The following is a 19,096-nucleotide window of genomic DNA, read 5'->3' as shown; positions in this document are numbered from 1 at the left end:
GACGCCTTCAGCCATCAGCGGGTCTCCCGCAAGCCCAACGCCAGCAACTTCGCTTCGATCCGCTCACCCAGGCTTCCCGGTGCCACCAGTCCCATGCGCACCATGGCTTCCTCGTCTTCGGTCCGCGCAGCCATCGCGCGCAGCACGATGCCCGCCTTCTTCCACGGCGTGGAGGTATTCGCCTTCAGCCAGCTGAGCGCCTTGACGATGCGCTGTTCCACCCCGGTGAAATCGCTGCCGAGCGGGTAGTCCGGCAACGTGCCGTCGTGGCGGAAGGCTCGCAGGCGCGCCGACAGGTGCACGGGCGTGTTGTCGATCCAGTGCGCAGCCGGGTGGAAGCCGGTGCGCAGCTTGCCCGCGCGCTGCGCCTGTTCCATCAGTCCCCGCTGAAAACGCGTGTCGGTGATGCCGCCCATGGCGACGATGCAGTCCTCGTCGTTCTTTCCGCGCAGGTCGGCGATGCCGTACTCGTTGACGTACAGGTCGCGCAGGTGGCGCGGGATGGTCGTGTGGCCGTAGTTCCAGCGGACGTTCGATCCGGCGCTGCCGGCATCCTCGCGTACCGCGCGGAACATCAGCACGCTGCGCGCGCCGTCCAGGGCGTTCGACATGTCGACGAAGTTGTATTGCCCGCCCACGCCGGACACCACCCGTCCGTCGTCGAGGCCGTCGGAGACGGCCGCGCCCAGTACCGTCGCCATCATGCAGGAATTGAAGAAGCGCGCATCGCGGCGCTGCAGGCGTGCGAGGGTTTCCTGCCCGTGCTGCAGTTCGTTGATCATGCTTATCCGGCGCATGCCAATGGCGCGGCGCTGGTCGTCCGGCAGTTCGCGCAGCCAGTCGTAGAATGCGGGCGAGCCAAGGTAGAAGGCGCCGTGCAGGTATTCGCCATCGCGCTCCAGTCGCGCATGGTCGCCCAGGTTCGCGCTGCCGTCGGCGATGCGCTGCATCAGTGCCTCGTCGTCCGCCACCTTGCGCCGGATCACGCCGGTTTCCACCAGCCGCTTGAAGCCTTCGTTGACCATCTCGCTGCAGCCATACAGGCCGATGGCGAACGGGTCGAGCCCGCCGCTGGCGAGGACGGCGGGATGCCGCTCCAGTTCCGGATCCAGGGCCGCCAGCACACGCCGGTACGTGGCGTTGTCGGTATGGCGCAGCACCAGTGCATGGCTCAGTGCGTCGGCCAGCGCACCGATGCCGATCTGCAGCGTACCGCCGTCGCGCACCAGCGTGCTGGCATACAGCCCGATGGCGTAATCCACATCCGACACCGGCTGGCGCGGCAGGCCGAACAGCATCGGATAGGGGCCCGGTGGCGTGACCACGATGTCGAAGTAGTCTTCGTCCACCGCCGCCGTTCCGCCGATCCAGGGCAGCTGCGGATCGATTTCGGCCACCAGCAAGGGGCGGGGCAGGCCGCGGGCCATGACAGCGTCCACGGTGTCCTGGGTCAGGTCGTTGTTGCACGACATCGAAAGTCGCGTGCCACCGGGCTCGCGCGCGACCTTCTGCACGATCACGTTGAGCGCGCGGTCGGCCAGGGCGCGCGCGACATGGGTGTAGTTGAGGCTGGCGTAATGGCGTTGCGCGGTGCTCGAACGCAGCAGGGCGCCGCCCTGCATGTAGAACTCTTCCACCTCGATGTTCGGCGGCAGCGCGTCGCGTTTCATCGCCTGCACGTAGTCCAGGCGCGGGAAGTCCCCGCCGAAGTGGCGCGCGGCGAACGGCGCCACGAAGTGGCCCTCCAGGCCCTTGCCGCCGGCGGGCGGGTCCAGCGACAGCGCGGTGTACAGCGACCACGGACGTGCCGGATCGCGTGCGATGCGCGCGTACAGGGCATTCAACAGGCGATGCGGCTTGCCGATGCCCAGGGGGGCGCCCATGCGCAGCGGGCCCGGCGTCCGGGACAGGATCAGGTCGACGGCTTCGTCGAGCGTAGTGAGGTGCTGTGTCATGGTGCCAGCGTAACGAGCCCCGCGTTGATCGGCCATGGCCTCATTGCTCCAGCATGTCCGGACGGAACAGGCGCCGCCGCGATACCTCGCGGCCCGACACCATGAAACGGCCGTCGCCGCGGTAGTGCAGGGTGCGGGGGATGCGCGGCGAGGCGGCGACGCGCGCATGCACCACGCGCCACACGAACAACGGGTAGTCGGCGGTGATGCGGGTCTCGTGCAATCGGCATTCGAACTGCGCGTGGCATTCGGCGATCCGCGGCGCATCCACCTCGCGCGAGGGCAGGGCGGTGAGGCCGAAGCGGTCGAACTTGTCCTGCTCGGCGCTGCTGCAGTTGCCGATGCGCACGACGGTGTCCAGCAGGTCTTCGGTCGGCAGGTTGATCACGCACTCGCGGCTGGCGCGTGCCAGCGCGTGGCTGCGGTTGGCGTCCCAGATGTAGGTGCCCACCAGGTCGTAGCCCAGCATCATGTGCCAGCCCAGCGTCATGATGGCGCGTTCGCTCTTGTGTGCCGTGCTGAGCAGCACGACGGGACCGGGTTCCAGGTAGCGACGTACCTGGTCCACCGGCAACTCCTTCCAGCGCTTCTGCCTGGTCATGGCGCCGCTCCAATATCGTGGCGGCAGGATACGCGCCGCTCAGTCGAGAACGTGTACGGAATCGGCGACGCGCCGCACTTCGTCCGGATGGTGGCTGACGTAGACGATGGGCAGGCGGATCTCGTCGCGCACGCGCTGCAGGTACGGGATCAGTTCCTCGCGCCGGGCCTGGTCCAGTGCGGACAGCGGCTCGTCGAACAGCAGCAGCGAGGGTTGCGAGAGCAGGGCGCGGCCGATCGCCACCCGCTGCGCTTCGCCGCCCGACAGGTTGCGCGTACGGCGGGCGAGCAGGGGCGCGATGCCGAGCAGTTCCACGACGGCGTCGAAACCGAACTGCGGCGCGCCCCGTCCGCCGTGACGGCCGTACTGCAGGTTCCGGCGCACATCGAGATGGGGGAACAGGCGCGCATCCTGGAAAACGTAGCCCACGCGGCGGCGATGCACGGGCACGTCGACGTGGCGCGCGCTGTCGAACAGGCAATGGCCGTCCACGTCGATGCGGCCCGCCGCCGGCGTGAGCAGCCCCGCGATGGCATTGAGCACCGAGGTCTTGCCCGCGCCTGACGGGCCGACCAGCGCGATCACGCGCGCATCTTCGTCGATGTGCACGCGACGGTGGAAGTTCCCGCGGCGCAGTTCGATGTCCAGCCGCAGCATCAGCTGTCCTCTCCCTGCCGTGTGTGGTGGCGTCGCACCAGCCATTCGGAGAACAGCAGCGCGGCCAGCGAGATCACCACGGCCACGGCCGCCAGGCGCCAGATGCCGGCTTCGCCACCCGGCACCTGCATCAGGCCGTAGATCGCCGACGACAGCGTCTGTGTTTCGCCGGGAATGTTCGACACGAAGGTGATGGTGGCGCCGAATTCCCCCAGCGCCTTGGCGAACGCCAGCACGCTGCCGGCGACCAGCCCGGGCCAGGCCAGCGGGAGGGTGATGGTGAAGAACACGCGCCACGGGCCGGCGCCGAGGGTGGAGGCGGCCTGCTCCAGCCGGCGGTCGGTGGCTTCCAGCGAGAGCCGGATCGAACGCACCATCAATGGAAATCCCATCACGGCGCACGCCAGTGCCGCACCGGTCCACCGGAACGCGAACACGATGCCGAGCTGTTCCTGCAGGAAGCGGCCGACAGTTCCCTGCGTGCCCAGCGTCACCAGCAACGCGTAGCCCATCACCACCGGCGGCAGCACCAGCGGCAGGTGCACGACGGCATCCAGGAGTGCCTTGCCGGGAAAACGCGTGCGCGCCAGCAGCCAGCCGACGAGGACGCCGAAGGGCAGGCTCGCCAGGGCCGCCACCAGCGCCACCTTCAGGCTGAGCCGGATCGCGGTGAGTTCTTCCGGGCTGAAGACGTCGAACACGTCGGCGTCAGTCCTTCATCGTGAAGCCATGCCGCGCGAAGATCGCATCGGCAGCGGGTGACGCCAGCCATTGCACGAAGGGCGTCGCCCGTGCCGTGCGCGGCCCCCGCAGCGCGGCCACGGGATACACGATGGGAGGATGCGAATCCTCCGGGAACGTCGCCAGCACGCGCACGGCCGGCTCGGCCTTCGCATCCGAGGCGTACACGATGCCGAGCGGCGTCTCGCCGCGTGCCACCAGCATCAATGCCGCGCGCACGCTTTCCGATTCGGCCAGGCGCGCCTTGACGCCGTTCCACAGCGACAGCGACTCCAGCGATGCGCGGGCGTATTTGCCTGCCGGGACCGTCGCGGTCTGTCCCACGGCGAGGCGGCCCTGGCCCAGTGCGGCCAGCAGTGTCGCCGGGCGCTTCAGGTCCACGCTTGCCTGGCGTGCTTTCGGTGCGACCAGCACCAGCTGGTTGCCCAGCAGGTCCCGCCGCGTCGCGACCTGCAGCTTGCCGCGCTGCTGCAGGTAGTCCATCCATTCCAGGTCGGCGGAGAAGAACACGTCTGCCGGTGCGCCTTGTTCGATCTGGCGCGCGAGCGCGGAACTGGCGGCGTAGGACACGCGGACCGACACCCCCGTCTGCTTCTGGTAGGCCGCTGCGGCTTCGTCCAGCGATTCCTTCAGGCTGGCGGCGGCGAACACGGTGAGCGGTGCGTCGTCCTGCGCCTGCGCGGCAGGGGCAACGAAGGTGGCCGCGAGCAGGGCCAGTGCAGCGGATGCTCGGCGGAGCGACGTGGGCAGGTTCATGCGAACGACTCCTGGGGGAACGGACTATTCGATGATCTTCGGCAGTGAGCGGTGAGCAGGAGGTCAGTGATGATCGAGGGTCTTGTTCAGCACGGCAGCCAATGCCGCGCCGCCTGCCCGAAGTTGGCGTTCGGCCACCGGCAGGTGCTGGTCGACGTAGCGCTGCTCGAGTTTCGCGCGAGGCGGATAGAAACCGGGCTGGGTCGCCACGCGGCACGATTGCTCGGCCCAGGCGGGCGAGGGCGGCGGCAGGGTGATCGTGTCGAGGGATGGCTTCGGCAGCGCGCGAAGATGGCGCAGGTAGTCGGCTTCGCTGTGGCCGGTGGATGCCAGCATGCGACTGTCCCAGAGGGTGTGCAGGTTGGTGCCGCGTCCGTTCCAGTTCACCTGCACATCGTTGCCGCCCTTGTCGTGCGCGTAGCCTGCATGCAGCGGCTGGTGCACGTCGCCGACGAAATGCACGACGAACTTCAGCGCCTGCACGCGTTCGGCGCGTGTGCGCCGGGTGTCCGCGAGGATCGCGGTCTGTGCCCTGATGGCTTCCACCACGCAGTTGCCGCCCGGGCAGTCGCGCGGCTGCTCGTAGACGCAGTCATGCTCACCGATGTTGACGAAGTGCCAGCGTGCGGTCTTGCGGCCGAGGACCGGATCGTTCTCGCGCAGGTCGTCGGCCCAGCTGGCGACGCCGGCCAGCGTCGGATCCGGTTCTCCCTGCAGCAGGGCTTCGACCTGGCGTCGCGTATCCGGCGCCAGGTCATCCCATGCCAGCAGCGCCACCAGCCGATGGCCGAGGGGACCCCACGCATGCGCAGGCATGGGAAGCAGCGCGAGAGCAAAGGAGAGGGCGAGGGAGGCGGCAAAAAAGAGAGGACGGACCATGCCGGTACTTTAACCGACACGGGCCGTCCCCATTTGACCTCGTCAGGCGATGCGGCTATCTGCTCAGAACTTCACGACATACGCCACGCCGTAGACCAGCGGGTCGATGTTGGCGGTGCCGAGCTTGGCGCCATCGACCTTGACGTCGGAGTCGATGTCGATCCAGCGCGCATCCACGCGCACGGCGCCGCGCTCACTGACCTTGATGTCCATGCCGACATGTGCGGCCAGGCCCCAGGAATCGCCCAGCTTGAGATCGGTGCCTGCGAGCGCGCCCTTGGTGTCTTCGCTGAAGAACGTGGTGTAGTTCAGGCCGGCGCCGAGGAACGGGGACACCTTGCCCTTGCCGTTGAAGTGGTACTGCAGCGAGACGGTCGGCGGCAGGTGCTTGGTGCTGCCCACCGTGCCGACGCCGTCCACGGCGATGTCGTGCTTGAACGGCAGCGCGGCGAGCACTTCCAGGCCCAGGTTGTCGCGCAGGAAATACTCGAAAGTGATGGTCGGCTTGACGTCGCTGTCGATATCCAGCGGCAGCGTGCCGCCGGCCAGCGAGCCGTTGTCGGACTTGGGGTTCACCTGGTGCGCGCCCACGCCCAGCGTCCACTCGCCCTTGGACTGGGCGAAGGCGGGAACGGCGGCGCCCAGTGCGAGGGCGATGGCAATCGGGATCAGGGTCTTCTTCATGATGGTGACGCTCGTTGGAATGTGGTGCCAGTCTCTGCCCGCGCATCCGGCGCCGCCTTGATCCTGATCAATGCCCGTGCGGCGTCGTCGCGGGGGTGGCCTGTTAGAATGGCGGCCCCCGTCAACCCCGCCGCGCCGCGCGCGTGGCCGCAGGAGTCCTGAGCAATGTCGATCAAGGTGGGTATCAATGGCTTCGGCCGCATCGGGCGCAACGTGCTGCGTTCCGCCGTGCAGAACTTCGGCAACGACATCGAGATCGTCGCCATCAACGATCTGCTGGAGCCGGACTACCTGGCGTACATGCTGCAGTACGACTCCGTGCACGGCCGCTTCGATGGCGACGTGAAGGTCGAGGGCAACACGCTGGTGATCAATGGCAAGCCGATCCGCCTGACCCAGGAACGCGACCCCGTCAACCTGAAATGGGATGAAGTGGGTGCCGAGGTCGTCATCGAATCCACCGGCCTGTTCCTCGACAAGGCCACCGCGCAGAAGCACCTGGATGCTGGCGCGAAGAAGGTCATCCTGTCGGCGCCGTCGAAGGACGACACGCCGATGTTCGTCTACGGCGTGAATGACCAGACCTACAACGGCGAGGCGATCATCTCCAACGCCTCGTGCACCACCAACTGCCTGGCGCCGATCGCCAAGGTGCTGCACGACAAGTGGGGCATCAAGCGCGGCCTGATGACCACCGTGCACGCGGCCACCGCCACGCAGAAGACCGTCGATGGCCCGAGCAACAAGGACTGGCGCGGCGGCCGCGGCATCCTGGAGAACATCATCCCGTCCAGCACCGGTGCAGCGAAGGCCGTCGGCGTGGTGATCCCGTCGTTGAACAAGAAACTGACCGGCATGTCGTTCCGCGTGCCGACCAGCGATGTGTCCGTAGTCGACCTGACCGCCGAACTCGAAAACCCGGCCACGTACGAAGAGATCAAGGCCGAGATGAAGGCGCAGAGCCAGGGCGCGCTGAAGGGCATCCTGGGCTACACCGAGGACAAGGTGGTCGCCACCGATTTCCGCGGCGATACCCGCACCTCGATCTTCGACGCCGAGGCCGGCATCGCGCTGGACCCGACCTTCGTCAAGATCGTCAGCTGGTACGACAACGAGTGGGGCTACTCGAACAAGTGCCTGGAAATGGTCCGCGTGGTCGCCGGCAAGTAAGCCGCCATGCCGGCCGGTCCGGCCGGACGTTGCGTACACGAGCGCCCCAGGGCGCTCGTGTTGTTTCCGGGTATTGCGAGGTGATACCCGGCGCGCCGTCCGTGGCCACCCGCGGATCGGAATCTTGCAAATCGGCGGGCCATGCCCGAGTCTGCGGACGCGGCTGCAGGGACGGCCGGAGGGCGCGGCATTCCGCGTCCTTGCACCGGAAACACGCACAGGCGAGGTCGGGGAATGGATGACGTGGTCGGGTTGTTGGTGCTGGTGGGGCTGGCCGTGCTGGCGATGCCGGTGCTGCTCATCGTCGCGCTGGTGGCGATCAGTGGGCTGAAGCGCCGCGTGGCGATGCTCGAGGATCAGGTGACCCAGTTGCGCAGTGCGCGCGCGACCGAACCTGCACCAGCGCGCGCCGCTGCGCCCGCACCCACGGTGCAGGCTGCGGTACCGGAGGAAGGTCCCACGCTGGCGGACCTGATGCGCGAACCCGCGCCACCCCGTCCGGTGTCCACCACCACTACGCCGCCGTCGCGCCCGGCCGGGCCGCCGCCCATTCCGCCATCGCCACGCCCCGAGGCCTATCAGCAGCCTGCGCCGTCGATGCCGCCGCGTCCGGCCGCACCGTCGCGCCCCGACTTCGCTACGAAAGCCGTGCGCGCGGTGCAACGCTGGTTCACCGTCGGCAACGTGCCGGTGAAGATCGGTGTGCTGGTGCTGTTCGCCGGCGTGGCGGCATTGTTGAAATACGGCGCCGACCAGGGCTGGTTCACCCTCCCGCCCGAGCTTCGCCTGGCCGGGATCGCGGCGGCCGCACTCGGCGGGCTGGCGTTCGCGTGGCGCAAGCGCGAGAGCAATCGCACGTTCGCGCTCAGCCTGCAGGGCGGCGCCATCGGCGTGCTGCTGCTGGTGGTGTTCGCGGCGTTCAAGATCTTCGGCCTGATGCCCGCCGGTGCCGCGTTCGCGCTGAGCATCGTGCTGGTGGCCGGCGCGGGCATGCTCGCGGTCCTGCAGGACGCGAAGTCGCTCGCCGTCTTCGCGCTGCTGGCGGGCTTCCTAGCGCCCATCTGGCTGTCGACGGGAAGTGGCAACCACGTCGCGCTGTTCTCGTACTACGCGGTGCTCAATGCAGCCATCGTGGGGATTGCCTGGTACAAGTCGTGGCGCGTGCTCAACCTGCTCGGCTTCGTCTTCACCTTCGGCATCGGCACGGCGTGGGGCCTGTTCGACTATGCGCCGGAGAAGTACGCCACCACGCAGCCGTTCCTGGCGTTGTTCTTCGTCTTCTACCTGCTCATCCCGTTGCTGTTCGCGCGACGGCAGCCGGCGAATCGGCGCGACTTCATCGACGGCTGCCTGGTGTTCGGCATGCCGCTGGTCGTGTTCTCGCTGCAGGCCGGCCTGATGCAGGGCGGCACGTTCGAGGACAGCCGGCTGCCGCTGGCGTTCTGTGCGCTGGGCCTGGGCGTGCTGTACGCGGGATTGTCGTGGCTGCTGCGTCGCCGCGAGAGCTACGACACGCTCGCGCACTCCTACGCGCTGCTGGCGGTCGGCTTCGCCACATTGGCGGTACCGCTGGCTTTGTCGGCGCAGGCCACTGCGTGCGTGTTCGCGCTCGAGGGCGCGGCGCTGGCGTGGCTGGGCCTGCGGCAGTCGCGACTGTTGCCGCAGCTGACCGGCGCGGGGCTGCAACTCGCGGCGGCGGTGGCGTTCTTCATCGCGAGCGCGGATGCGGCGTCCGGGTATGCGCCAACGGGCATGCCGATGTTCGCGAATGCCGCGTTCATGAGCGCGTTGCTGATCGCCGTTGCCGGTTTCGCCAGTGCATGGGCGTACCGCGGCCGCTTCGGTGGCGTGGCGCTGCTGTATTACCTCTGGGGCCTGGCCTGGTGGCTGGGCAACGGTGCGGTCGAGATCCTGACCCACCTCGGCCACCGCGACGAACCCGACGCGATGCTGGCCTTCGCCGCGCTGACCGGTTGGCTGGCAGCGGAAGTGCACCGCCGACGTCCCGCCACCGCACTGGCGTGGACCACGCTGGCCGCGTTGGCCTCGGCCGTGCCGCTGGCCCTGTGGCAGTCCGGTGCGCACCAGCAGCCGTTCGCCGGTCACGGTGGCTGGGCGTGGCTGGCTTACGCGGTGCTCGGTGTGCGCAGCCTGATGTGCCTGCGCGACAGCGAACATCGCCTGGCAGGCGCCGCACAGTTCGTGTGGTGGCTGGTGTGGCCGCTGGCGGCCAGCCTGTTGCTGGCATGGCTGCCCGAACACGTGGAAGGCATGGGCGACGGCTGGCAGGCGGGCCTCATCGCGCTGCCATGGCTGGTCGTCGTGGCGCTCGCGCTGTTCCGCTGGCACTGGCTGGCCGCGCCGCTGGGCGGGCGTTTCGACGCCTGGCGTACGCCGCTGCTGGGCACGCTGTTCGCCGCGCTGGGGCTGTGGTGGATGGGGTCGCTGTTCGTGGCCGGTGGCGCCGCCCCGTTGCCGTGGATTCCCGTGCTGAATCCGATGGAGCTGGCGCAGCTCGCCACGCTGGTGCTGCTGCTGCGCTGGTGGATGCCGGAAGCACGCGTGCTGCCGCCGACGCAGATCGTCCTGCTGTCCACGCTGGCATTCGTCTGGATCACCTCTGTGGTGCTGCATGCCGTCCACCATTGGGGCGGCGTGCCTTGGAGCGACAGCTTGATCTCCGGCAGCTTGGCGCAGACCAGCCTGACGGTCACCTGGAGCGTGCTGGGCGTGCTGGGCTGGGTGATCGGTTCGCGTCGCGGCCAGCGCATGCTGTGGCTGGGCGGTGCGGTATTGATGGCCGTGGTGCTGGCGAAGCTGGTGTTCGTAGACCGCCAGCACCTGGGCAACCTGCTGGGCATCGGCTCGTTCATGGCGTATGGCCTGTTGTGCACCGTGGTGGGTTATCTGGCGCCGGCGCCGCCGCGCCGCTCCGGACAGGAGGAGGCTGCTGCATGAAGAGGTTCCTGGTGATGCTGTTGCTGCTGCCGGCCACCGCGCTGGCGCAGACGCCCGCGTCCTACGCCAAGCGCTGGCCGATGGTGCTGTCCGGCGAGCAGGCCGGCGCGTACCGGGTGGTGCTGGATCGCGAGGTCTACGCCACCACGGCATGGTCCGACCTGCGCGACGTGGACGTGCTGGATGCGAACGGCAAGCCGGTGGCAGCCGCGCTATTCGGGCCCGAACAACCGACGGCGCTGCCCGCGCGACGCATCGTGGTGCCGTGGTTCGCGCTGCCGGCAACGCCACAGGACGCCGGCACCTCGTCGCGCGTGTCGGCGCAGTTCGGTGAGAACGGGCGCATCGTCCGTATCGAGGCCGACAGCGCGGGCACGGGAACCACGGCGCCCGCGCGCGCCTTCCTGGTGGACCTGAGCGGGGTCCGCGACAGCATGGAAGCGCTGGAAATCACTTGGGATCCGGGCACCCCGCGCGAGGCGAGCTACCGCGTGGAAGGCAGCCAGGACTTGCAGGCATGGGAGGTGCTGCAGGCACGCGCGACGCTGGTCGAACTGCAGCGCGGTCCGCAGCGCCTGCTGCGTGACGAAGTGCTGATCAACGGCGGGTTCCGCTATGTCCGTTTCGTGCCGCTGGACGCATCGCCCGCGCTGCCCATCCGCCAGGTGCGCGTGCGCCTGGACGCCGAGCACCTGCAGCAGGCGGTGCAGTGGTCTGAACTCCAGGGGCGCAGGACATCCGAGCAGGGCGTGGAGAGCTACGTCTACCAGGGCGATGGACGTTACCCGATCGCGCTCGCCGACCTCGCGATGGACGACTACGCCGTGGGCGAATGGACGCTGGAGAGTCGCGACGCGACCGACGCACCCTGGCGCCTGCGTGCCGGCCCTTGGGTGGCCTATCGCGTGGGCGGCGACCGGCCCAGTGCATCGCCCGAACAACCCCTGGCCAGCGGCCCCGCGCGCGACCGCTATTGGCGCCTGCGCAGTCGTGGCGCGCTGCCGGAACAGGCGCCCACGCTGCGCCTGGGGTATCGCCCGGAAGTGATGGTCTTCCTTGCGCAGGGCACGCCGCCTTACGCGCTGGTGGCCGGAAGCGCAGCGGCGCGTCGGGCCACGGTGCCGATGCCGGAACTGCTCGATGCGCTGCGTCGCGATCGCGGTGCCGAGTGGCAACCTTCGCCCGCCTACCTCGCCACCTCCGCGTCGCTGGCCGGCGATGCCGCGCTGGTACCGCCGCCGACTCCGCGCGACTGGAAGGCCTGGTTGTTGTGGGCGCTGCTGGTGCTGGGCGCAGGGCTGGTGGCGGCATTCGCCTTCAGTCTGCTGCGCAACCGCCCACCCGCGTAGTCCAGGCGTTCGTTTGCGGCACGGGTGGGCAGGCGGGACAATGAGCATCTTTCCCGCTGCCCAGGACCCAAGATGCCCATCGTCCGCATGACCGACCTCGACCTCGCCGGCAAGCGCGTGCTGATCCGCCAGGATCTGAACGTGCCCATCGACGACGGCCGCATCACCTCCGAGCAGCGCATCACCGCCTCCTTGCCCACGCTGAAACTGGCGTTGCAGAAAGGCGCGGCGGTGATGGTCACCTCGCACCTGGGTCGACCGAAGGAAGGCGTGTGGAGCGAAGCCGACTCGCTGGCGCCGGTGGCCGCGCGCCTGTCCGAACTGCTCGGCGTGGACGTGCCGCTGATGAAGGACTGGGTGGACGGCGTGGACGTGCGACCGGGCCAGGTCGTCCTGCTCGAGAACTGCCGCATGAACATCGGCGAAGGCAAGGATGACGAAGCGCTGTCGAAGCAGTACGCGGCGCTGTGCGACGTGTTCGTGATGGATGCCTTCGGCACCGCGCACCGCGCGCAGGCGTCCACGCATGGCGTGATCCGCTTCGCTGCGGTGGCGGCCGGCGGCCCGCTGCTGATGGCCGAGCTGGATGCGCTCGACAAGGCGCTCGCCAACCCTGCGCGCCCGCTGCTGGCCATCGTCGCCGGCAGCAAGGTCTCCACCAAGCTGGAGCTGTTGACCAGCCTGGTCGGCAAGGTCGACCAGCTGATCGTCGGTGGCGGCATCGCCAACACCTTCATCGCCGCGGAAGGCCATGCCGTGGGCAAGTCGCTGTACGAGGCCGACCTGATCGGCACCGCCAGGAAGATCGATGCCGATGCGAAGGCGCGTGGCGCCGAGATCCCGCTGCCGACCGACGTGGTGGTCGCCACGGCGTTCGCCGCCGATGCGCCGGCGACGGTGAAGGCCGTCGACGCGGTCGCGGCCGACGAGTTGATCCTCGACATCGGTCCGCAGACCGCACAGCGCTATGCCGGACTGATCAAGTCGGCCGGCACGGTGGTGTGGAACGGACCCGTGGGCGTGTTCGAGTTCGACGCCTTCGGCAAGGGCACCGAGACGCTCGCGCGTGCGATCGCGCAATCCGATGCATTTTCCATCGCCGGTGGCGGCGACACACTCGCGGCGGTGGACAAATACGGCATCGCCGGTGACGTCAGCTACATCTCCACTGGCGGCGGCGCATTTCTGGAGTTCCTGGAAGGCAAGACGCTGCCCGCGGTCGCAGCGCTGGAGGCTCGCGGTCAGTGAGTCGTGCCGCGCTGTTCTTCGATCTCGACGGCACGCTGATCGATTCGGCCGTCGGGATCACGCGCTGCATCGCGCATGCACTGACGCAACTGGAGCATCCGATACCGACGGAGGCCGAGCTGCGTGGCTGGATCGGCCCGTCGCTGCGGACCAGTTTCATGCCACTGCTGGGCGACCCGGCGAAGGTGGAAGCCGCGGTCGAGCTGTACCGCGAACGCTTCGAGTCGCACGGGTGGCGGGAGCACCAGGTCTACGCTGGAATCGGCGAGACCATCGAACGGTTGCGTGCCGACGGCCACCGGCTGGCGGTGGTCACCGCGAAGAACGAGCCGCATGCGCGCAAGATCCTCGCGCATCTGCCGTTCGGTCACCATTTCGAGGACATCATCGGCGCCACTGCTGATGGCCGGTTGAGTCACAAGAAGGACCTGATTGGCGAAGCATTGCGACGCCTGTCGCTGGTACCGGGGGCGTGCTGGATGATCGGGGATCGCCATATGGACATCGACGGTGCGCGCCATCACGGCATGCGCAGTGTCGGCGTGTTGTGGGGATTCGGTGGCGAACAGGAACTGCGTGAGGCCGGCGCCAGCCACCTCGCGGGCGCGCCCGACCAATTGCGGCCACTGTTCGCCTGAGCCGGAGCGCGCGCGGTCAAACGCGCGTTTCATCGCTCGGTTTTTTGCGCACTCGGGTGTGCGTGCGCAGCATGCAGCTTGCGCGCAGAGACCAAAAAAATACCAGTCGTGCGGGTGCGGGGATCATCAGGAAAGTGCTTTGAAACAGCGCTTTCCTCGCGCCACACCCTGTGCGCGGAGGGCTGTCCCGGGACAGCGGCATGACGTGGGGAATGTCAGTCGTTCCGAAGAAGTTTCGCTGTGGTAGCGTTTGCGCGATCACAGGGAATCCGCACCATGACCGAACGCCAGCGCCGCACCAAGATCCTCGCCACCCTCGGACCGGCGACGGACCCGCCCGGCGTGCTCGAGGAATTGTTCCGTGCCGGCGTCAACGTGGTGCGCCTGAACTTCTCCCACGGTGATCCCTCGGGCCAGGCCAAGCGCGCCGCAGCGGTGCGTCTGGCGGCACAGCGCGTGGGCGCGGAGGTCGGCATCCTCGCCGACCTGCCAGGACCGAAGATCCGCGTCGAACGGTTCGCCGAAGGCAAGGTGGTGCTGAAGACCGGCGACCGCTTCGACCTGGTGGCCAGTGTCGACGCGCCCCCGGGTGATGCCTCGCAGGTGGGCGTCAGCTACCTCGGCCTGCCGGGCGACGTGGAAGCCGGTGATGTCCTGCTGCTGGACGATGGCCTGATGCAGTTGCAGGTGGTGAAGGTCGACGGCGAGCGCATCGTCTGCACCGTGCTCAACGACGGCGTGTTGTCCGACCGCAAGGGCCTGAACAAGCAGGGTGGCGGCCTCTCGCTGGGCGCGTTGACCGAGCGCGACCGCGAGCTGATCGCCTACGTGGCCGAGAACATCGGCGTGGACTTCATCGCCGTGTCGTTCTGCCGCAATGCCGACGACATGAACGAAGCGCGCCGCATCGCGCGCGAACACGGCTGCGACGCCGCGCTGGTCTCCAAGATCGAACGCACCGAGGCCATCGAGAACCTGGCCGAAATCGTCGACGCCAGCGACGTGGTGATGGTGGCGCGCGGCGACCTGGGCGTGGAGATCGGCGATGCCGAGCTGCCCGGCCTGCAGAAGAAGATCATCCGGGAGTCGCTGGCGCGCAACAAGGTGGTGATCACCGCCACCCAGATGCTGCAGTCGATGGTGGACAGCCCGATCCCCACGCGCGCCGAAGTGCTGGACGTGGCGAACGCCGTCATCGACGGCACCGACGCGGTGATGCTGTCGGCGGAAACCGCTGCGGGCAGTTATCCCGTGCGTGCGGTGGAGGCGATGGCACGCATCTGCCTCGGTGCCGAGAAGCAGTTCGAGATGGACACCGACTTCGAGAAGGCGCCGCGCAACCTGGAGCGCGCCGACCAGGCGATCGCGATGGCGACGATGTTCCTCTCCGAGCACATCGGCGTGCGCGCGATCGTGGCGATGACCGAATCCGGCGGTACCGCGCGCTTCCTGTCGCGCTTCCGTTCCAATGCGCCGATCTACGCGTTCTCGCGCCACGACGGCGCACGCCGCAAGATGGCGATGATTCGCGACGTGTTCCCCATCGCCTTCGACAGCCGTGGGCTTGCGCCCCGTGAGGCCGCTCGCGATGCGATGCGCGTGCTGCACGACCGCGAGCTGCTTGCCGAGGGCGACCGCGTGATCTTCACCAGCGGCGACCACATGGAGAAGCACGGCGCCACCAATACCCTGCGCCTGCTGCAGATGGGCGAGCGCGGCAAGGCCGAGGGGCTGGGCGAGCTGTAACCACCGGGAGGTTGACGCGTGACAAGGACGAACGCCTACACGCTGCTGTGCATCGCGATCCGCGCCGTCATCGTGTGGGTTGCGGCGAACTCCCTGGTCGGCGTTCCTTCGCTCCTGTTCGCGATCCGGCGCGGCGAGATGCCGCTGGGCAGCGCAGGCACGTCGCTAGCGATCATGGTGACCGTCCTCGGCCTCCTGGCGCTGGCGTGGCTCTTCGCCGACAAACTTGCGCGACTTGCCTTGTCGAGCCCGAAGGAGCAGGTGTTCGAGAGCGACCTGGAGCCGCGCGTGTGGCTGGGCCTCGCCATTTCCGTCATCGGTGCGTGGTTCCTGTTCGTCGCCCTGAAGGACGCGGCCTACCTCTTGGTGCGCTGGGTGATCTTCTCGCGTGCGCTGCCGGGCTCCCTGACGCTGGATAACGGATTGGACCAGTTGCTGCCGGATGCCGTTGCCACCGTGTTCGAGGCCGTGCTCGCGATGGTGTTCCTGCTGCGCGGCCGGGGCATCTCCAACATGATCCATCGCTGGCGCTATGGTGATCTCAAAGCGGAGCCGTCGGATGCCGCGTGAGCCGGTGACATCTGGAACCGGTTCCAGATGTTGACGCCTGTTGCTCACCCCAGGCGCGCCGCAGCGCATTCTTTACCGCGTTCGCCCGCTCGGGCGGTGGCGCGGGCTACAATTGGTATCTTTCCCGCCGCTTCCCCAGGAACCCCATGAGCATCGAACAGCTTGCCGAAACCGCCCAGGCCATGGTGGCCGCGGGCAAGGGCATCATCGCGATCGACGAGTCCACCACCACCATCGCCAAGCGGTTCGAGGGTGTGGGCATCGAGAACACGGAAGAGAACCGTCGCGCCTACCGCGAGTTGCTGCTCACCACGCCGAAGCTGTCGGACTACATCTCCGGCGCGATCCTGTTCGACGAGACCCTGCGCCAGTCCACCAAGGACGGCGTTCCGTTCGCCAAGTACATGAGCGACAACGGGATCATTCCCGGCATCAAGGTCGACAAGGGCACGCATGCCCTGGCCGGCTGCCCGGGCGAAGTGGTCACCGAAGGCCTCGACGGCCTGCGTGACCGCCTGAAGGAGTACTACAAGCTCGGCGCGCGCTTCGCCAAGTGGCGCGCGGTGATCACCATCGGCGAAGACATCCCGTCCGGCACCTGCATCGAGGCCAACGCGCACGCGCTGGCCCGCTATGCGGCGCTCTGCCAGGAATGCGGCCTGGTGCCGATGGTGGAACCCGAAGTGCTGATGGACGGCGACCACAACATCGAGGTCTGCTACGAAGTGACCGAAGCCGTGCTGCGCTCGCTGTTCGGTGCGCTGTACGAGCAGAACGTGCTGCTGGAAGGCACCATCCTGAAGGCCTCGATGGTCATCGCCGGCAAGGACTGCGAAGAGCAGGCCGACGTCGACGAGGTGGCCGAGTCCACCGTGATGTGCCTGAAGAGCACCGTGCCGGCGATCCTGCCGGGCGTGGTGTTCCTGTCCGGCGGCCAGACCGACGAGCAGTCGACCGCCCACCTCAACGCCATGAACCAGCTCGGCAACCTGCCGTGGCCGCTGAGCTTCTCCTATGGCCGTGCCATGCAGCAGGCCGCGCTGAAGCTGTGGTCGCAGGACCTGAAGGGCAACTTCGCCAAGGCGCAGGCCGTGGTCTATGAGCGCGCCAAGGAGAATGGCCTGGCCGCGCTGGGCAAGTGGGAAGGGTAAGCGCCCGCGCCACCGTGCAGTGATTCCGACGCCGGCCTTGTGCCGGCGTCGTCGTTTCCGGGGGGCGGGATCCGGAATCTGGCAGTGGCGTCCATTTCTCCCGACCGTCATTGCCGGGCGGGCGGGAGCCCGGCGCCTTCGGCTGCGAGGTGTGAAAGGCGCGGGGCCCCGCCTTCGCGGGAATGAGGACCCTCTGTCGCTTGGCCCGGGCATCCATCCCGTCAGGGAGTGAGGGAATGGTCTCGTCATGCGGGGAGCGAGCAGTTCGTTCCTGAAACAGTGGCCCGTGACGAAAGCGCGGCTGAACGAAATTCTCTGCCTTGAACATTACTGCTTAGGCATCTATATCATAGGCACCCATGAGCACTGTAAACGCCAAGAGCACCATCGGTTACCTCATCGCGGACCTCAGCCGGCTGTTCGGTCGCGTGTTTGACCGGCGCGCTGCGCATCTGGGCCTGACCCGCGTGCAGTGGCGTGCGCTCAAACGGATCCACCAGAGCGAAGGCATTACCCAGTCAGAGCTGGCCGACCTGCTCGACATGGAGCCGATCGCCGTCGGCCGCGTGATCGACCGGCTGCAGAAGGCGGGCTTCATCGAACGACGCAGCGACCCGGACGATCGCCGCGTATGGCGCCTGCACCTGTTGCCGCAATCCGACGCGGTGATGCACGACATCGAAGCCGTCGCCGTCTCCGTACGCGAGGACTGCCTGGCCGGCGTCGATGACGACGAATTGGCGACGACCCTGAAGGTGCTCGGCCAGATCCGCGAAAACCTTTCCCAGCTCGACCGCGCCAGCCGCGGCGAATCCTCCCTCCGCAAGAGCTGACCCCTACCATGACCAGCAAGATCAACCAGGCCGGCGAAAACGCGGCCACCCCCTCCGCTCCCAAGCGCCGCCGCGTGCCCGTGTGGCTGTGGGTGGCCGGCCCGCTGGCCGTCGCCGGCTTCTTCGGCTGGGAGTACCTCGCCTCGCAGCGCGAAGTGAGTACCGACAACGCCTACATCAAGGCCGAGCGCATCCTGATCGCGCCGCAGGTCGGCGGCCGCGTGGTCGAAGTCGCCGTGCAGCAGAACCAGCCGGTGAAGAAGGGCGATCTGCTGTTCCGCATCGATGCCGATCCGCTGACGATCGCGGTGGCGCAGAACGAAGCGCTGGTCGCGCGCATGGCCAACACGGCCAGCGCCAGTCGCGCCAAGGTGGTCGGCACCGACTCGTCCATCCGGGCCGCGCAGGAAACGCTCACCTGGGCGCAGCGCGACCTGGTCCGCATGCAGCAGTTGGCGTCTCAGCAGCTGGTGTCGCGCAAGATGCTGGACGACGCGCGCCACGCCGTGGCCGAAGCGCGCACCGACCTGGCCGACGCCATCGCCACGCAATCCGAAGCCACTGCCACTTTGAGCGGCAGCGCCGGCACGCCGACACGCGACCTGCCCGAGTACCGCGCGGCCATGGCGATGCTGGCGAAGGCGAAACTGGATCTGGCGCATGCGGAAGTGCGCGCGCCGGTGGACGGCATCGTCGGCCTGCACGATCTGCAGGTGGGCGAATACATCAACGTCGGCCAGTCGGCGATGCCGCTGGTCGCCACCTCGCCGATCTGGGTGGAAGCCAACTTCAAGGAAACCGAGCTGACGAAGATGCAGGTCGGCCAGCCGGCGACCATCGAGGTCGACTCGTATCCCGGCGTGAAGTGGAAGGCGCACGTCGCTTCCATCGCTCCGGCCTCCGGCGCCGAGTTCAGCGTGCTGCCGCCGCAGAACGCGACCGGCAACTGGGTGAAGATCGTGCAGCGCATCCCGGTGCGCCTGGAGATCGACAGCGCCGCCGCCGATGCGCCGCAGCTGCGCGCCGGCATGAGCGCCGACGTGCATGTCGAACTGCGCGAGGGCGGTACCGCCTCCAGCCGCGCCACCGCCGCGCGCTGAGTTCCTTTCCATGTCATCCCGGGCGTGCGCGGACGCGGGCGAGGGCACTGTGGTGGGGCC

General features: G+C 68.1%; 17 protein-coding genes. 10 read left to right on the top strand and 7 right to left on the bottom strand.

Translation table 11 applies throughout. The features are described 5' to 3' along the window. Positions 1 to 14: 14 nt before the first annotated feature. From IB223_RS12800 to IB223_RS12770, 7 genes are all read right to left on the bottom strand, one after another. Positions 15 to 1,955, bottom strand: a complete 1,941-nt coding sequence (locus IB223_RS12800; protein WP_192202098.1) for an acetyl-CoA hydrolase/transferase C-terminal domain-containing protein — start codon at positions 1,953 to 1,955, stop codon at positions 15 to 17. 40 nt (positions 1,956 to 1,995) lie between these two features. Continuing rightward, entirely contained in the window at positions 1,996 to 2,556 is a 561-nt protein-coding gene (locus tag IB223_RS12795) for a flavin reductase family protein (RefSeq protein WP_192202097.1), read from the bottom strand. Positions 2,557 to 2,595: 39 nt separating this feature from the next. Beyond that, positions 2,596 to 3,213, bottom strand: coding sequence for a molybdenum ABC transporter ATP-binding protein (modC, locus tag IB223_RS12790; RefSeq protein ID WP_192202096.1), 618 nt, complete (start codon positions 3,211 to 3,213; stop codon positions 2,596 to 2,598). Then, the gene (gene modB / locus IB223_RS12785) at positions 3,213 to 3,914 is read right to left on the bottom strand and encodes a molybdate ABC transporter permease subunit (protein WP_192202095.1); all 702 of its coding nucleotides are present in this window, start codon (positions 3,912 to 3,914) and stop codon (positions 3,213 to 3,215) included. Before modB ends, modC begins: the two co-directional genes overlap by 1 nt. A 7-nt stretch (positions 3,915 to 3,921) precedes the next feature. Further along, on the bottom strand, positions 3,922 to 4,710 hold the full coding sequence (gene modA, locus IB223_RS12780; RefSeq protein ID WP_192202094.1) for a molybdate ABC transporter substrate-binding protein: 789 nt from the start codon (positions 4,708 to 4,710) through the stop codon (positions 3,922 to 3,924). Positions 4,711 to 4,773: 63 nt separating this feature from the next. Then, on the bottom strand, positions 4,774 to 5,526 hold the full coding sequence (locus tag IB223_RS12775; protein WP_225591023.1) for a S1/P1 nuclease: 753 nt from the start codon (positions 5,524 to 5,526) through the stop codon (positions 4,774 to 4,776). A 126-nt stretch (positions 5,527 to 5,652) separates the two neighbouring features. Next, complete coding sequence (locus IB223_RS12770) at positions 5,653 to 6,273, bottom strand: OmpW family outer membrane protein (RefSeq protein ID WP_192202092.1); 621 nt, start codon at positions 6,271 to 6,273, stop codon at positions 5,653 to 5,655. A 165-nt stretch (positions 6,274 to 6,438) separates the two neighbouring features. Here IB223_RS12770 and gap point away from each other — a divergent pair, with 165 nt between their 5' ends. From gap to IB223_RS12720, 10 genes are all read left to right on the top strand, one after another. Beyond that, the gene (gene gap / locus IB223_RS12765; RefSeq protein WP_192202091.1) at positions 6,439 to 7,443 is read left to right on the top strand and encodes a type I glyceraldehyde-3-phosphate dehydrogenase; all 1,005 of its coding nucleotides are present in this window, start codon (positions 6,439 to 6,441) and stop codon (positions 7,441 to 7,443) included. A gap of 243 nt (positions 7,444 to 7,686) precedes the next feature. Further along, positions 7,687 to 10,401, top strand: a complete 2,715-nt coding sequence (locus IB223_RS12760) for a DUF2339 domain-containing protein (RefSeq protein ID WP_192202423.1) — start codon at positions 7,687 to 7,689, stop codon at positions 10,399 to 10,401. After that, entirely contained in the window at positions 10,398 to 11,750 is a 1,353-nt protein-coding gene (locus tag IB223_RS12755) for a DUF3999 family protein (RefSeq protein ID WP_192202090.1), read from the top strand. The genes IB223_RS12760 and IB223_RS12755 overlap by 4 nt, the downstream gene beginning before the upstream one ends. A 72-nt stretch (positions 11,751 to 11,822) precedes the next feature. Continuing rightward, positions 11,823 to 12,998, top strand: coding sequence for a phosphoglycerate kinase (locus IB223_RS12750; protein WP_192202089.1), 1,176 nt, complete (start codon positions 11,823 to 11,825; stop codon positions 12,996 to 12,998). Continuing rightward, on the top strand, positions 12,995 to 13,636 hold the full coding sequence (locus IB223_RS12745) for an HAD hydrolase-like protein (RefSeq protein ID WP_192202088.1): 642 nt from the start codon (positions 12,995 to 12,997) through the stop codon (positions 13,634 to 13,636). Before IB223_RS12750 ends, IB223_RS12745 begins: the two co-directional genes overlap by 4 nt. 276 nt (positions 13,637 to 13,912) lie before the next feature. Then, a complete protein-coding gene (pyk, locus tag IB223_RS12740; RefSeq protein ID WP_192202087.1) occupies positions 13,913 to 15,382 on the top strand; it encodes a pyruvate kinase in 1,470 nt (489 codons plus the stop codon). 18 nt (positions 15,383 to 15,400) lie between these two features. Continuing rightward, a complete protein-coding gene (locus tag IB223_RS12735) occupies positions 15,401 to 15,952 on the top strand; it encodes a hypothetical protein (protein ID WP_192202086.1) in 552 nt (183 codons plus the stop codon). A gap of 146 nt (positions 15,953 to 16,098) precedes the next feature. Further along, positions 16,099 to 17,103 carry a class I fructose-bisphosphate aldolase gene (locus IB223_RS12730; protein WP_192202085.1) on the top strand — a complete coding sequence of 335 codons (1,005 nt, stop codon included), beginning with the start codon at positions 16,099 to 16,101 and terminating at the stop codon, positions 17,101 to 17,103. A gap of 359 nt (positions 17,104 to 17,462) precedes the next feature. Next, positions 17,463 to 17,936 carry a MarR family transcriptional regulator gene (locus IB223_RS12725; protein WP_192202084.1) on the top strand — a complete coding sequence of 158 codons (474 nt, stop codon included), beginning with the start codon at positions 17,463 to 17,465 and terminating at the stop codon, positions 17,934 to 17,936. 8 nt (positions 17,937 to 17,944) lie between these two features. After that, the gene (locus IB223_RS12720; protein WP_192202083.1) at positions 17,945 to 19,036 is read left to right on the top strand and encodes an HlyD family secretion protein; all 1,092 of its coding nucleotides are present in this window, start codon (positions 17,945 to 17,947) and stop codon (positions 19,034 to 19,036) included. Positions 19,037 to 19,096: the final 60 nt, after the last annotated feature.

The organism is Pseudoxanthomonas sp. PXM03 (assembly GCF_014852005.1).
Classification (GTDB): Bacteria; Pseudomonadota; Gammaproteobacteria; order Xanthomonadales; family Xanthomonadaceae; genus Pseudoxanthomonas_A.
Note: the sequence above shows the minus strand (reverse complement) of the source record. Positions and strands in the feature narration are given on the sequence as shown.